Source organism: Selenomonas sp., assembly GCF_052169755.1.
In the GTDB taxonomy this organism is placed as follows: Bacteria; Bacillota; Negativicutes; order Selenomonadales; family Selenomonadaceae; genus Selenomonas.
The window spans coordinates 1-14,832 of record NZ_JBQNBV010000039.1; the positions used below are offsets into that span (position 1 = coordinate 1).

At 58.9% G+C, this 14,832-nt stretch carries 14 protein-coding genes; 4 read left to right on the forward strand and 10 right to left on the reverse strand.

Going from position 1 to position 14,832, the window contains the following annotated elements; genetic code table 11:
* Positions 1-526 (forward strand): alanine racemase (gene alr / locus ACTTKG_RS04340; protein ID WP_442673028.1); only part of this gene is annotated, 526 nt, incomplete at its 5' end.
* A 250-nt stretch (positions 527-776) separates the two neighbouring features.
* Here alr and hemL read toward each other — a convergent pair.
* From hemL to ACTTKG_RS04380, 8 genes are all read right to left on the reverse strand, one after another.
* Positions 777-2,093: a glutamate-1-semialdehyde 2,1-aminomutase gene (gene hemL, locus ACTTKG_RS04345; protein ID WP_442673029.1), complete on the reverse strand. Its 1,317-nt coding sequence runs from the start codon at positions 2,091-2,093 to the stop codon at positions 777-779.
* Between the two features lie 14 nt (positions 2,094-2,107).
* Positions 2,108-3,082 (reverse strand): porphobilinogen synthase, encoded by a 975-nt coding sequence (gene hemB / locus ACTTKG_RS04350; RefSeq protein WP_442673030.1) that lies wholly within the window; start codon positions 3,080-3,082, stop codon positions 2,108-2,110.
* Positions 3,076-4,587 (reverse strand): uroporphyrinogen-III C-methyltransferase, encoded by a 1,512-nt coding sequence (gene cobA / locus ACTTKG_RS04355; RefSeq protein WP_442673031.1) that lies wholly within the window; start codon positions 4,585-4,587, stop codon positions 3,076-3,078. Before cobA ends, hemB begins: the two co-directional genes overlap by 7 nt.
* Before the next feature lie 79 nt (positions 4,588-4,666).
* Complete coding sequence (gene hemC / locus ACTTKG_RS04360) at positions 4,667-5,602, reverse strand: hydroxymethylbilane synthase (protein WP_442673032.1); 936 nt, start codon at positions 5,600-5,602, stop codon at positions 4,667-4,669.
* Positions 5,562-6,881, reverse strand: a complete 1,320-nt coding sequence (gene hemA, locus ACTTKG_RS04365; RefSeq protein ID WP_442673033.1) for a glutamyl-tRNA reductase — start codon at positions 6,879-6,881, stop codon at positions 5,562-5,564. Before hemA ends, hemC begins: the two co-directional genes overlap by 41 nt.
* Positions 6,850-7,497 (reverse strand): precorrin-2 dehydrogenase/sirohydrochlorin ferrochelatase family protein, encoded by a 648-nt coding sequence (locus ACTTKG_RS04370; RefSeq protein ID WP_442673041.1) that lies wholly within the window; start codon positions 7,495-7,497, stop codon positions 6,850-6,852. Before ACTTKG_RS04370 ends, hemA begins: the two co-directional genes overlap by 32 nt.
* 200 nt (positions 7,498-7,697) lie before the next feature.
* Entirely contained in the window at positions 7,698-7,973 is a 276-nt protein-coding gene (locus tag ACTTKG_RS04375; RefSeq protein WP_442673034.1) for a type II toxin-antitoxin system YafQ family toxin, read from the reverse strand.
* Positions 7,970-8,365, reverse strand: coding sequence for a type II toxin-antitoxin system RelB/DinJ family antitoxin (locus tag ACTTKG_RS04380; protein ID WP_442673035.1), 396 nt, complete (start codon positions 8,363-8,365; stop codon positions 7,970-7,972). Before ACTTKG_RS04380 ends, ACTTKG_RS04375 begins: the two co-directional genes overlap by 4 nt.
* Positions 8,366-8,900: 535 nt before the next feature.
* Here ACTTKG_RS04380 and ACTTKG_RS04385 point away from each other — a divergent pair.
* Complete coding sequence (locus ACTTKG_RS04385) at positions 8,901-10,976, forward strand: methyl-accepting chemotaxis protein (RefSeq protein ID WP_442673036.1); 2,076 nt, start codon at positions 8,901-8,903, stop codon at positions 10,974-10,976.
* 70 nt (positions 10,977-11,046) lie between these two features.
* Here ACTTKG_RS04385 and gdhA read toward each other — a convergent pair whose 3' ends face one another.
* Entirely contained in the window at positions 11,047-12,396 is a 1,350-nt protein-coding gene (gdhA, locus tag ACTTKG_RS04390) for an NADP-specific glutamate dehydrogenase (RefSeq protein ID WP_442673037.1), read from the reverse strand.
* Between the two features lie 320 nt (positions 12,397-12,716).
* Between gdhA and ACTTKG_RS04395 the strand changes: the two genes are divergently transcribed.
* A complete protein-coding gene (locus tag ACTTKG_RS04395) occupies positions 12,717-13,052 on the forward strand; it encodes a hypothetical protein (RefSeq protein WP_442673038.1) in 336 nt (111 codons plus the stop codon).
* A gap of 51 nt (positions 13,053-13,103) precedes the next feature.
* Positions 13,104-13,316, forward strand: coding sequence for a TOBE domain-containing protein (locus tag ACTTKG_RS04400; RefSeq protein WP_442673039.1), 213 nt, complete (start codon positions 13,104-13,106; stop codon positions 13,314-13,316).
* Positions 13,317-13,458: 142 nt separating this feature from the next.
* Here ACTTKG_RS04400 and amrA read toward each other — a convergent pair.
* Positions 13,459-14,832 (reverse strand): AmmeMemoRadiSam system protein A (gene amrA, locus ACTTKG_RS04405; RefSeq protein WP_442673040.1); only part of this gene is annotated, 1,374 nt, incomplete at its 5' end.

The window sequence follows — 14,832 nt, forward strand, 5'->3', positions numbered from 1 at the left end:
GCTGCGCCATATCGCCGAGAGCGCGGCGATCCTCCAAATGCCCGAAGCGCATCTCGACATGGTGCGTGCGGGCATCATCCAGTATGGCATGTACCCGAGCGAAGAAGTCGCGCGCGCCGTCTGCGAGAAGTCGCCGCTTCGCCCTGCGATGGCGCTCAAGGCACGCGTGCTCTTCGTCAAGGACGTGCCCGAGGGCTTTGCCATCGGCTACGGCTGCACATGGTGCGCGAAGCGCAAGAGCCGCATCGCGACGCTCCCCCTCGGCTATGCCGACGGCTACATCCGCGCCCTCTCGGGCAAGGCGCACGTTGAAATCGAGGGCAAGGCGGCTCCCGTCGTCGGACGCATCTGCATGGATCAGTGCATGATCGACGTCACCGATATCGAAGGCGTTGCAGAAGGCACGGAAGTCACGCTCTTCGGCTCTGCGACGCTCACTGCCGACGATGTCGCATCATGGCTCGGCACGATCAACTACGAGATTCCGTGCCTCATCGCGCCGCGCGTACCGCGCGTGTACGTCTGAAAGATACACGCACAAAGCGGCGTGCAAATCGGAGCGACGTTATTTTATCAACGCTTCCTATACCATATTTTGATACCGTCAGCAAAGCATAAGAATAGCCGCCCTCGGTTTCCTAAACCGAAGGCGGCTTTCTTTGATGAAACGCCGATGGGGACTGACCGTTTGCCGGCAGTACCTTTTCAGCTCTATCAGACGTCAGCTTTTGCGGTACGTTGATGCGGCTGGTCAGACGCATTGGCGTACCGCATTTTCACGTTGATTCCTTGACTTGTGCAAACGCCTTTTCCGACGCTGCGATCGTGCGGTCGATGTCCTCGTCCGTGTGGGCGAGCGATAGAAAGAGCGTCTCGAACTGCGAGGGAGCGAGGTAGACGCCTTGTTCAAGCATGGCGCGGAACCAGACCTTAAAGGCTTCTTGATCGCAGGCGGCGGAGGCAGCATAGTCTTTGACTGCGTTCTCGCTGAAGAATATGCTGAACATCGAGCCGGCTTGGTGCGCCTGAATTTTGACGCCCGCTTCGCGTGCGGCGTTCTCCATTCCGAGGACGAGTTTCTTCGTCTTCAGCGTGAGCGCACGGCTCGCGTCGGCTTCTCCCGGCTCCGGCTCTTTCAAGATGATCTTGAGCGTTTCGATGCCCGCCGTCATGGCAAGCGGATTGCCCGAGAGCGTGCCCGCCTGATAGACGGGACCTGCGGGCGCGATCTGCTCCATGATGTCGCGCCTGCCGCCGTACGCCGCGCACGGCAGACCGCCTCCGATGATTTTGCCGAGGCAGGTGAGGTCGGGCGTGATGCCGTATGCCGCCTGTGCGCCGCCCAAGGATGCGCGGAAGCCGCACATGACTTCGTCGAAGATGAGGAGTGCGCCGTGCTTTTCGGTCAGCGCGCGCAAGGTGTCGAGGTAGCCGTTTTCCGGCAGGACGCAGCCCATGTTGCCCGCGACAGGCTCGACGATGATGCAGGCGATGTCTTTGCCATGCTTTTCCATGACGCGCGTGATGGCGTCCGTATCGTTGAACGGCACGGTGATCGTGTCCTTGGCGACGCCCTCGGTCACGCCGGGACTCGACGGCACGCCGAAGGTCGCAAGCCCCGAGCCGGCATCGACGAGCAGGCTGTCGCTGTGGCCGTGGTAGCAGCCGACGAATTTGACGATCTTCGAGCGTCCCGTGAAGCCGCGTGCAAGGCGCAGAGCGCTCATCGTCGCTTCCGTGCCCGAGTTGACCATGCGCACGAGCTGCATGGAAGGATATGCCTGCTGTACGAGGCGCACGAGGTCGGATTCGAGCGTCGTCGGCGCGCCGTAGCTCGTGCCGCGTGCGGCGGCGTCAGCCAGTGCGCTTACGACGGCGGGATGCGCGTGTCCGGCGACGAGCGGCCCCCACGACAGCACATAGTCGACGTACTCGTTGCCGTCGATGTCGAAGATGTGCGCCCCTTCGCCGCGCGCGATAAAGGGCGGATTGCAGTCGACGTTTCTGTAGGAGCGCACGGGGCTGTTGACGCCGCCCGGCATGAGGGTTTTCGCTTCATCGAAGGCGTTTGCGGATTTTTCCAAGTTCAGCATATCTTGCTCCTTTTTTAACCTTGCAGCCACTTCGCCGCGTCGATTGCGTGGTAGGTGATGATGATGTCGGCGCCCGCGCGCTTCATGCCTGTGAGCGTTTCGAGCACGATGCGCTTTTCGTCGATCCAGCCGTTCGCCGCAGCCGCCTTGACCATCGCGTATTCGCCGCTGACGTTGTAGACGGCGACGGGGCGGTCGATGGCGTCGCGCACGCGGCGCACGATGTCGAGGTAGGCGAGCGCGGGCTTGACCATGATGATGTCCGCTCCCTCGGCGAGGTCGAGCGCGACTTCTTTCATCGCTTCGCGGGCGTTGGCGGGATCCATCTGGTAGGCGCGGCGGTCACCGAAGGATGGCGCGGAGTCCGCAGCGTCGCGGAAGGGGCCGTAGTATGCCGAAGCGTATTTGACGGCGTAGCTCATGATGGAGACATGGGAGAAGCCGGCTTCGTCCAGGGCTTCTCTAAGAGCAGCGATGCGTCCGTCCATCATGTCGGACGGCGCGACGATGTCGGCGCCGGCTTCCGCCTGGCTGACCGCCGTCTTGGCAAGGAGCGGCAGCGTCGCGTCGTTGTCGACTTCGTGGCCGCATAGCTTGCCGCAGTGACCGTGCGACGTGTACTGGCAAAGGCAGACGTCGCCGACGACGGCAAGCTCCGGCTCCGCCTGCTTGATGGCGCGGATCGCCTGCTGCACAGGACTTTTTGCGTCCCATGCCGAAGAGCCGATCTCGTCCTTGTACTCGGGCAGGCCGAATACTTCGACGGAGGGAATGCCGAGCGCGGCGAGTTCTTTCGCTTGCTCGACGGCGCGGTCGACGGAGAGGTGGAAGCAGCCCGGCATACTGGGGATTTCATCCTGAATGTTCTCACCGGGCACGACGAAGATGGGGTAGACGAAATCACGGACGGAAAGATCCGTCTCGCGCACCATAGCGCGGATGTTCGCCGTCCTGCGCAGGCGGCGCGGACGAAGGGTTTGCTTCAGCATAACAGCATCTCCTTGATGGTTTCGATGAGTCCTTTGATCGTGTATTCTTTGGCGACGGCGGCGGGCTTTATGCCGAGCGCTTCGCACGTCTTCGCCGTGATGGGGCCGATGGCGACGCACTTGACATGTTGCAGAGGCTCTGCGCTGCCGAGGATGGCGCAGAGGTTCTTTGCTGTCGAAGAGCTTGTAAAGGTCACGATGTCGATCTCGCCGCTCGTGAGCTTTTTTGCGAGCGCTGTGCCGTCGGCTTCTGCCTGCTTTGTGCAGTAGGCGGCGGCTACATCGACTTCTGCGCCGAGCGCCTTGAGGCTTTCGGGCAGCACTTCTCTCGCTTCTTCGGCGCGTGCGAGGAGGACGCGCGTGCCGCTTGTCACTTCGCCTTTGAGTGCTTCAACGACGGCTTCGGCGCGGTATTCGCCGGGCACGCAGTCGGCACGGACGCCGCAGGCGGTGAGCGCGGCGGCTGTCGCAGGACCGATGGCGGCGACTTTGGCGCGGGCGAGGGCGCGTGCATCCTTTCCCGCGGCGTCAAGGGCGCGGAAGAAATGCTCGACGCCGTTCGCGCTCGTGAAGATCAGCCAGTCGTAGTCGGCGATATGAGCGATGGCGGCGGTGAGCGCCGCGCCGCCGTCGGAAGGCTCTTTGATGCGGATCGCGGGCACTTCGAGGCACGCGGCGCCGAGCGCTTCGAGGCCTTCGGTGAGCTTCGAGGCTTGGGCGCGCGCGCGTGTCACGAGTACGCGCTTGCCGAAGAGCGGACGCCTCTCGGGCGCGTCGAACCAGCGCAGCTTTTCACGATAGCGCACGACCTCGCCGACGAGGAAGATGGCGGGCGGCTTGAGTCCGGCTCGCGCCACATCGTCGGCGGCGTTTTCGACGGTCGTCACGAGCGTCTCTTGCTCGGGGCGCGTGCCCCAGCGGATGACGGCGGCGGGCGTATTGCCGGCGCGGCCGTGGCGCATGAGTTCGGCTGTGATGGCGGGAAGGTTTCCGACGCCCATGAGGAAGACGAGCGTATCGACGCCCGTCGCGAGTTTCTGCCAGTCTAGCCCTGAGACTTCCTTCGTCGGATCTTCGTGCCCCGTGACGACGGCGAAGGAGACGGCGACGCCGCGGTGCGTGACGGGGATGCCCGCATAAGCGGGCACGGCGATGGCGGAGGTCACGCCCGGCACGATCTCAAACGGCAGCCCGTTTTCCGCCAAGAGCAGCGCTTCCTCGCCGCCGCGCCCGAAGACAAAGGGATCGCCGCCCTTGAGACGCACGACGCATTTTCCTTCGCGGGAGAGCTTGACGAGGAGTTTCGAGATGTCCTCCTGCTTCATCGCGTGGTTGCCCGCGCTTTTTCCCACGTAGATGCGCTCGGTCTCTTCCGGCACGAGGGCGAGAATGCGGCTGTCCGCGAGGTAGTCATAGACGACGGTGTCGGCATGTTCCAGACAGGCGCGTGCCTTGACCGTCAAAAGCCCCGGATCGCCGGGACCGGCTCCGACAAGATATACCATAGTTCCTCCTTATAAAGCAAAAGCACGATACAGGATATTTTACCGTTTTCGAATCGGCGAGCTGCCTGTCCGCACTTTTCTATTTCTGCAGCAAGCCGAGTTCCTGCAAAATCTCTTCACCGCCCACGGCGAGCAGTTCTTCGGCGAGTGCGCGACCGATCTTTTCAGCATCCAGGGCGCTGCCCGCCTTCTTTTTGCGATAGATGCGCTCTCCGTCGATAGAGGCGATGACCGCCTCTATCTCAAGCGCCGCACCCGCAGCTTCGGCATAGACGCCGACGGGCACCTGGCAGCCGCCCTCGATGCGTGCGAGGAAGGCGCGTTCTGCCCGAGCCGCCGCACACGTCGCTTCATCGTTGAGAAAAGCGACGATAGCAAGCGTAGCCGCATCGTCCGCACGCACTTCGATGGCGAGTGCGCCCTGCCCGACGGCGGGCAGGCAGATCTCGCGCGGCAGAACCTCGGTGATGCGGTCATGGAAGCCCAAGCGTTTGAGACCCGCGACAGCGAGGACAATAGCATCGAAGTTTTCCTCTTCGAGCTTCTTGAGGCGCGTATTCACGTTGCCGCGCAGGCTGACGATCTCAAGATCGGGCCGCTCGGCGAGGATTTGTGCGCGGCGGCGCAGGCTCGACGTGCCGACCTTCGCGCCTTGGGGAAGGTTCGCGAGCGTTTGATAGCGCGGACTCACGACGGCGTCGCCGGGGTCGAAGCGCTCGGTCACAGCCGCGAGCGTGAGCCCTGCGGGCAGTTCCGTCGGCATGTCTTTGAGGCTGTGCACAGCGAGGTCGATCTCGCCCGCGAGCATCGCCTGCTCAAGTTCCTTCGTGAAAAGTCCCTTGCCGCCGATCTTCGCCAACGGCGCATCGAGCACGCGGTCGCCCTTCGTCGTCATGCGCTTTTGTACGACATGAAGCTCCGGGTATCTCTCCCGGAGCTTCTTTTCTACATAGTCCGCCTGCCAGAGCGCAAGCTTACTGCTGCGCGTACCTATAACGATGGTGTCTTTCTTCACAAGTTCCCGTCTCCCCTATCGTATCAAGCTTGAAGAGGCTTCGCATCGCCTCGATGTAGAATGCCTCGTCCGCCGTTCCCGCCGATGCGTTGAGCTTCATCATCGGCGTGCGCAGGATCTTTCGGACGATCATGCGCGTCATGTGGTCGACTGCACGCTGCTGCTCCTCCGTGAGTTCGGGCAGTTTCGTGTGCGCACGCTGCATCTCACGACATCGGATGCGCTCGCAGCGCTCGGAAAGGAGCGCCATCAGCGGGCGGCACGAGAGGTATTGGAAACGCTTCTCGATGGCGTCGATCTCCTCCTCGACGATGCACTCGGCTTCGACCGCCTCCTGCCTGCGCTCCTCCATGTGATCGTCGACGACGGCTTCCAAGGCGTCGATGTTGAAGAGCTTCACGCCCTTGATCTCCTCGACCTCGGGATCGACGTCGCGCGGCACGGCGATGTCGATGAATACGAGCGGCTTACCCTTCCTCTGCGTCATGAGGTGACGCGTCTCCCACGCTTTGACGACATAGTGCGGCGCACCCGTCGAGGTCACGACGACGTCGACGTCCTCCGCCTTTTCCATCGCGCGCTCAAACGGCACGGCTTCACCGCCGAAACGTGCGGCGAAAGCCTCAGCCTTTTCTATGTGGCGATTTGCGACGTAGAGCTTCTTCGCGCCGTGTGAGACGAGATGCTCCGCTGTCAGTTCCGCCATCTTGCCCGCGCCGAAAATCAGGACGCTCGACTTGTCGAGCGTGCCGAAGATGTCCTTCGCCAGTTCGACTGCCGCATAGCTGACGGACACGGCGCTCCATGCGATGCGCGTCTCCGTGCGCACGCGCTTTCCCGTCGCAATCGCGCGATGAAACAGCGTGTTCAGCACCGTGCTCGTCGCGTGACCTTCGAGCGCGAGCGCGTACGCCTGCTTGACCTGCGAGAGAATCTGCCCCTCGCCCAAGACGAGCGAATCGAGACTCGATGCCACGCGAAAGAGATGCCGGATGCAGTCCTCATCCTCATGCGCGTAAAGGTACGCATCAACGTCCTCGTCGTTTCCCGTGAGATCGAAGAAAAAGCGGCGCACGGCTTCCGCCGCGTGCGCTTCGTCCGCCGTCACCGCGTAAATCTCGCTGCGGTTGCACGTCGAAAGCACGACCGCTTCCAACAACTCTGCATACTCCGCCAAATGCTGGAACCCCTTGCGGATGGCGTCCTTCGAAATAGAAAACCGCTCACGCACCGCCACGGGCGCCGTCTTATGATTCAGTCCCAAAACTATCAAGTGCATGTCTTACCTCTGCCTCCGCCTCATCAAGTCTGCCTGCTTCCACCAAATTTAAAAGCTGTTCCGAAAGAGCCGTGCGCCAAAAATCCTCGCGAGCGCGGCTCCCTTTTATGCGTGCTTTCGCATCTTCGCGAAGATGCGAAAGCCGTTCGAGCCACGCGCCCCAACTTGCGCCCAGGCGAGCGGCGAGGCGCTTCTTCAGCGTGCGGGCGAGTGCGGGTGATGCGCCGCCCGTCGATACCGTGACGAGAAGATCGCCGTCGCGCAAAGCCGCCGGCAGAAAGAAGTCGCAAAGCTCGGGCGCCGTCGCGTCGTTGACGAGCGCGCCCGCTTCTTTCGCCGCTTTGCCGAAAGCGGCGTTCACCATAGGGTCGTCCGTTGCGCAAAAAACGAGTCGAGGAGCAGTCCGCGACACGAACACATCCGCTGACGCACGCCGCTTCAGCCAAGCGATGCGCCCAGCCGCCGCCAGCGCCGCCAACGATGGCGCAAGCTCCGGCGCGACAACCGTCACAGTGGCTCCCGCCGCCAGAAGCCCGAGCGTCTTTCGATGCGCCACCGCCCCGCCGCCTGCGACGAGCGCGGCTTGTCCCTCGATGCGCAGATGAATCGGATACATCGTCAAAGCGGGCGCAGCTCCTTTCCTCTTTAGGATAACGCAAATATCCGCACAAAGGACGTTTGCGCGTGCAGGTTATGAATCTGATTCACTTTTCACTATCCGCTTTCATTATATCGTATAGGCATGAAAAAAAAAAGCCCTGCCGGAAAGTTTTTGCGGGGCTTTGCGGGCGTTGGTTGTCAGTAAGGGAAAAGCGGTTAGAACAATTCTGAATGGCTGCCGATACGGTAGAGCATCAAAACGAGTACCTTCACACGAATTTCGTAGACCAACAGCCAATCCGGTTCGACATGGCATTCGCGTGTACCTTTGTATTCGCCACGCAATTCATGGTCATGATATTTTTCATCTAAGACGTTGCCGTCAGCTAATTGCTCGATGACATCATAGAGATGTTCCAAATCTTTGTACTGCTTCTGTGCCTTTTTCAAATCTTTTTTGAACTGTGCCGTGAATTTAACCTCGTATTTCATGCTTCCAAAGCCGCCTTTAATTCCGCCATACTCTTATAGCCTTTGACGTTTGGATCATCAGCCAAGCGGCGGCCTTCTTCGATGGCGAGCCTTGTTTCACCGGCTGCATCGTCCAAAGACAGAGCGAATGGCATACCTTTTGCACGAACGGATGCACGCAGAAAAATATCGATTGCGGTTGGCAGGGTCAATCCCAACTCGTTAAAGATCATTTCGGCTTGCTTTCTTATCTCATGATCCGTATGGATGCTCAAACTCATCGTTTGCATAAGGCTGGTCTCCGTTTCGTGATGCTTGCGTGCAGAAGATGAAGCGCGGTGCATAGTTTCGTTGATACGCATTTCTTCTTTATTATAGCGTGAGCAGTTTTGCAAGGCAAGCGGAAAAGGCATATTCGATTTATTTCCGTACCGCGAGAATGAACGGCGCGAGGCATTTCATGAGCTTACAGGCAAAGCGAAAGATGAAGCGTTTGGTGAGCATCTTTTGATGCGCCATTCCTGCCGGAAAGTTTTTGCGGGGCTTTGCGGAAGGCTCGGCAGGCGATCCTATGACTATGTATACAAATAAGATAGCAATAGCAAGAATGCACAGGAAATTGTTTGGTATCTTTCTCTCTGGAAACGATTTTTGTTTGTCCGTAGTATGCATACAAATTATTTGCAATATATAAAAAAAGTAGCAGGACTTTTAGACTTTTCGGAGAAGTATCTCTGTGAAATTTTGTTGGCATATTTCCAAGGAAGCTCGAATTTCCTAAGTATCGAAGCAGTACTGCACAAAGGAGAACTTCTCGTCTTTGCATCAAATGAGAATGTTTTTCCTCAGTGGATATTTCAGGATGCGCTGATAAATTCAGTCGCCGATCTTCATGAACAATGCCGACTGTCGCCAGACGCAGGATGCGTCAGAAGGAGGAACTGGATCATGGATGCAGGAAGCTTAAAGACAACGGTTCGCGGGAGGGGCATAGGCTTTCAAATCAATGCAGTGAACGCCGTCGGCATAGCCGTCATGCTCACCATCGTCACCATCTTCATCGCTTACATGAGCTTTGAAGCGCTGATCGACGCCGGCAAGCGTGAGACGATGCTCGAAAACAAGCAGATCGCCTATCAGATCGAACAGCGCTACGGGCGCACCGTGCGCATCGCCAGCCGCATCGAGAGAAGCGTGCAGCAGCAGCTCTCTGTCGCGCCGCCCGAGGGCAGCGCCGATGCGATCACAGCTATGCTGATCGACGAGATGTCCGAAAATGCCGGCATTCGCTCCGTTTCCGTTATTCTTGAATCTTCTGCGGGAACCGAGGCATTGAATATTTATGTCGATAACGAGGGCAAGATTGGCTCGATACAGGGCGCCTTGCAGAGCGAGTGGTACAAGACCGCGAAGAATACGGGCAAGCCGCTCCTCACAGAGCCGTCGAAAACGCAGAATGGGAAGCTGGTGGCGCGCTACGTTTTGCCGATTGAAGTAAACGGGCGGATCATCGGCGTTGCCTGCGCGAACATCGGCTTGTCGGAGATTCAGCAGTATGTTGAGGGATTAAGCAAGAACGAAAATTACTATGGCGTATTCACGCGTTCAGGCAGCATCATGGCGCATGGATTGAATGCGGATTTCATCTTGAAAAGATTCTATGATTTCTTCCCGATGACCGATGCAGAAGTTGCTGAGGCTTTTGATGAGAGCACAGTCACGACCATCGATCACATATCGGCGAGCACAGGCGCAGACTCGATCTTTTGCTTCTATCCCATGCACCTCGAAGGAGTGGAAGCCGAGTGGATGATCTTTTCTTCGACGGAGCACGACGTCTTTACGGCATCGGCAAAGAAGATGGTCTTGTCCGCCGTTGCCATCGCAGTCGTTTGCTGCATCCTGCTGCTTGTATTCATGAGCTTTTTCGTTCAAAAGCGCATCGCCGCTCCTTTAGGCGATATCACGGGGGCAGTGGAGAAGTTCGCCCATCTCGATGTGCGTGCAGATGATTCGCGGGCGCACCTCAGGGAGCGCGGCGACGAGATCGGCACGATGGCGCGCAGCATCTCCGAACTTCGCAACAACCTGCGCGCGATCATCGACAAGATCAGCAATTCCTCACAGTCTGTCGCAGCGACGAGCCAAGAGCTGACGGCGACGGCGCAGTCCACGGCGGACTCGGCGCGTGATGTCGCCTCAGCGATTCACAATATCGCCGACGGCGCGACGAGCCAGGCGCAGGACACACAGAACGCATCCATGCACATCGACGAAATCATGGTGCTCATGGATAACAATAAGGAGATCCTGCACCAGATCAACGAAGCGACGAACAACATTCGCCGCGAAAAGGACGAGGGTGCAGAAATCCTCACCCATCTCGTGAAGAAGTCCGAAGAGACGGCACGGGCAACGGAAGACGTCGCCCGCGTCGTCGAGGAGACGAACAAGAGCGCAGAGGACATCGAGAAAGCGAGCGAGATGATCCAGTCGATCTCCGCACAGACGAACCTTCTCGCGCTGAACGCTGCGATCGAGGCGGCGCGCGCAGGCGACGCCGGGCGCGGTTTCGCCGTCGTGGCAGAAGAGATCCGCACGCTTGCGGAACAGTCGAAGAGCTTCACCGACGATATCAGCGAGATCATCGCGGGTCTCAAGACAAAGTCGCAGGAGGCAGTCAATACGATGGCGGTTTCCAAGAAGCTGTTTGCCGAAACGCAGGAAAGTCTTGCCGAGACGCGCGGGAAGTTCCAGAAGATCACCGAAGCTGTCGATATGACCGCAAAGGTCATGGAGACGATGAATCGGTCTACAGACGATATCACCGCCAAGAATCGCTCCATAGCGGAAGTCGTGCAGGGGCTTTCCGCGCTTGCGGAAGAGAATGCCGCGACGAGCGAAGAAGGAAACGCCGCCGTCGAGACGCAGACGCATTCCTTGCAGAACATTGCCGAAGCCAGCGAGGGGCTGGCAAGCGTCGCTATGGATCTCAACGCCGAGGTCGGCAAATTCAAGGTATAAAGGAAAGGCATCAGACATAAGAGCAGCCCGACGGGAAAGTTCCCGTCGGGCTGCTCTTTTTATATGTTTCCTATACGATTCCCTGTGCGACCATTGTATCGGCGACATGGATGAACGCTGTGATGTTGGCGCCGGCGATGAGGTTGCCTTTCATGCCGTACTTCTCTGCGTTCGTCTTTGCATTTTTGTAGATGTTCTTCATGATGTCCTTGAGACGATTGTCGACTTCCTCGAACGTCCAGTGCAGGCGCTCGGAATTCTGGCTCATCTCAAGCGCGGAGACGGCGACACCGCCGGCGTTTGCCGCTTTGGCAGGAGCGAAGAGAACGCCCTTTTCCAAGAGATATTCCGTCGCGTCGAGCGTCGTCGGCATGTTCGCGCCTTCGCCGACCGCCATGACGCCGCCCGCGACGAGAGCCTTGACGCCCTCGATGTCAAGCTCGCTCTGCGTCGCGCACGGCAGGGCGATGTCGCACTTGACCGTCCAGACGCCTTTGCAGCCCTCGTGGTACTCGGCGTTCGGACGCTTTTCGACGTATTCCTTGATGCGGCCGCGGCGCACTTCCTTGATCTCCTTGACAAGCGCGAGGTCGATGCCCGCAGGATCGTAGACGTAGCCGTTCGAATCGGAGCAAGTCACGGGCTTTGCGCCGAACTCGATCGCCTTTTCGATCGCATACGTCGCGACGTTGCCCGAGCCGGAGACGACGACGGTCTTGCCCTCTAGGCTCTTGCCGTTGTCTTCGAGCATCTCCTTCATGAAGTAGAGGAGTCCATAGCCCGTGGCTTCCGTGCGTGCGAGACTGCCGCCGTAGCCGAGACCCTTTCCGGTGAGGACAGCGGAATCGAAGGAGTTGACGATGCGCTTGTACTGCCCGTAGAGGTAGCCGATCTCACGGCCGCCGACGCCGATGTCGCCTGCCGGCGTATCGATCATCGAGCCGATGTGGCGATAGAGTTCCGTCATGAAGCTCTGGCAGAAGCGCATGACCTCGTTGTCGCTCTTGCCCTTCGGGTCAAAATCCGAGCCGCCCTTGGCGCCGCCGATGGGAAGCCCCGTCAAAGAGTTCTTGAACGTCTGCTCGAAAGCGAGGAACTTCAAGATCGAGAGCGTCACGCTCGGATGGAAGCGCAGCCCCCCTTTGTAGGTGCCGACGGCGCTGTTCGCCTGCACGCGGTAGCCGCGGTTGACATGCACTTCGCCGTTGTCATCCTGCCACGGCACGCGGAACATGACGACGCGCTCCGGCTCGACCATGCGCTCAAGGATCTTGTGCTTCTTGTACTCGGGATGTTGCTCCAAGACAGGCACGATCGAGGTCAGGACTTCCTTGACCACGTTGTGATATTCCTTCTCCTGCGGATCCTTCTTCGCGACATAAGCGAGGATGTCTTCTACATACTGCTGCATTTCCGTCATGCGTGATTACCCCTTTGCGTTGAACTTTCATAAGAGAAAATTATCGTGTGCCGTAGCACGCATATATAATAACGCAAATGACAGGAAAAGTATACTGTTTTGCTAAGGTATTATGTATACATCGTTACAGGCAGGGGAGTGATTCTTTCGGCTTCAATCTTGAAGCGGATGAAGCGAGCGGAAGGAGTCCTGCTCAAGTATGGTGAAAAAGGGACAAATATGTATATTTCGTTGGTATATTTCTTGACTTTTGCAAATGCTTGCTTTAGGATGAATCGTAGGATGGTTGTTGTGTTATTTTTGGAAAAGAAGATCATCTTATGGAAACGCCGCTGGAAAAGATGGAATCCGAGGCGGAGCATGTGGAGAAGAAGGCTGCCAATCTCGGGAAGGGCGCCGTGCAGGACAAGATGAAGGTCGTCGGATCGCTCGGATCCATTCTGTCCGTGTGCATGTATGTATCCTATATCCCGCAGATCATCGGCAATCTGTCCGGGCATCCGGGCGATTGGATTCAGCCGTCCGTCGCGTTCATCAACTGCACGATTTGGGTGACGTACGGCTTTTTCAAGCAGCAGCGCGATTGGCCGATCGTCATCGCCAATGCCCCGGGAATCGTATTCGGTCTGACCACCGCTTTGACCGCGCTCCTCTGAGCCTCGGTGCAACGGCAAGGCTTTTATCTATCTGTGAAGGAGAAATGAATCATGAAGCTCAGTGCAAGAAATCAGCTCAAGGGCAAAGTCGTATCCATCGAGAAAGGAGCCGTCAACGCCATCGTCGGTATCGAGATCGCAGGCGGCGACATCGTCACGGCAACGATCAGCATGGGATCCGTCGAGCGGCTCGGACTTGCCGTCGGCAAGGAAGCCTATGCTGTCATCAAGGCGACTTCCGTCATGGTCGGCGTGGACGATTGAACGCTCACAACAAGGGAGCATCTTTTTGTCAACATGGGAAACAGTGTCTGAGGTGAAGCCGCAGGTTGGCGGCGATGCAGACAGAGGGAGCAGACGATGCGTTCGTCTGCTCCCTCTGTCGTTGCGGCGCGGCTGCCCGCGCTCAATGGTGACGCTCCACTTCAAAGCGCCAGATGCGCACATCGTCGTCGGCGGCGATGCCGCCCTTCTTGCGTGCGATTTTAAGCTGCTCCTCGACCGTGTCGACGCCTTCGAGGTCGGGCAGCAGAAGTCCCTTGCGGCCTCGCGCCTCGACGATGACGCCGTAGCGCTTCGGGTCGAGATCCTTCGCGGCGTCGTGAATCAGCTCAGGCTCTGTGAGCACGTCGACGCTGTAGACGATGTCGGGCAGTTCGTCTTCTTTGAGCGGTGAGAAGCGCGGATCGTGGAGGGCGGCAGAGACGGCGTTGTAGAGGATTTCTTCGGCGACGTCCTTCTGCGTGGGCTGGAAGGTGCCGATGCAGCCTCTGAGCTCGCCGTCCTTCTTGAGCGATACGAAGACTCCCGCACGCGCCTGCATTTCCTCGGGCAGATCGTCGGGAAGTGCGGCGTACTGTCCCGTCACGACGAACTTCTCCACGCTCTCTCGCGCGAGTTTCACATAGGCGTCTTCCGCTGCCTTGATGTCGTCGAGGGCGCGTCTTTGGGCGATCTCATAGCGCATACCGAAGTTGCGCTTCAAGTCTTCGCGCTTGACGACGAAGGAAAGAAGCCCGTAGCCGACGCCGAAAGTCCCTTGGTAGGAGAGCTTCTTGATCTTCAGTGATTGGCAGTCGAGCGCCCCCGCCATGACCCAGAAGGAGCGCAGACCGCACTCCGCCGCTTTCTTGGCGAGTGCGGGATCCATCTGCAGAAGCTTCAGGAATGTGCCCTCTTCGAGGTACTTCATGCAAGCCTTGTCGAAGCGCGGCCCTTCGGCGGCGAAGCCGTAAGGGCCGTCGGGCGTGAGTTTGTGCGAGAGGTCGCCGCTCGCGATGAAGACGGTCTTGCGGTCAAGCTCCTCGGCGGTGCGTGCGATGCACATGCCGAAGCGGTAGTGGTCGAGCGGCGTCAGCCCCGAAAGCCCGACGCGCACGAGACGGAAGTTCTCCGTGTGCGGCTGCAGGAAGCGCAGCGGGATCATCGTGCCGTGATCGAGCGCCGCATTGCGCCCGCCCAAAGGTCCCGCATCGAGTCCGGCTTCGCTTGCGACGGTCGCGAGCGTCTTGGCGAACGCCGTGTCGTATTCGGCGCGCATTTCGACCTCGGGCGCACCGAACTCGGCGAAGCTTCCCACGCCCTCGTCGCCCGGCGAGATATGGAAGTAGTCGGCATACATGACGGCGTGCGGACTCGCGACGACGACCGTATCCGGCTCGAAGGAAGCCGCCTCCTTCATCGCCCGCTCATAAGCGTTTATCGTCAGATGGATCTTGCGCTCCTCGCCCTTGCCGATTTCCGGCAGAATGATCGGCGGATGCGGCACAGCATAAGCAGC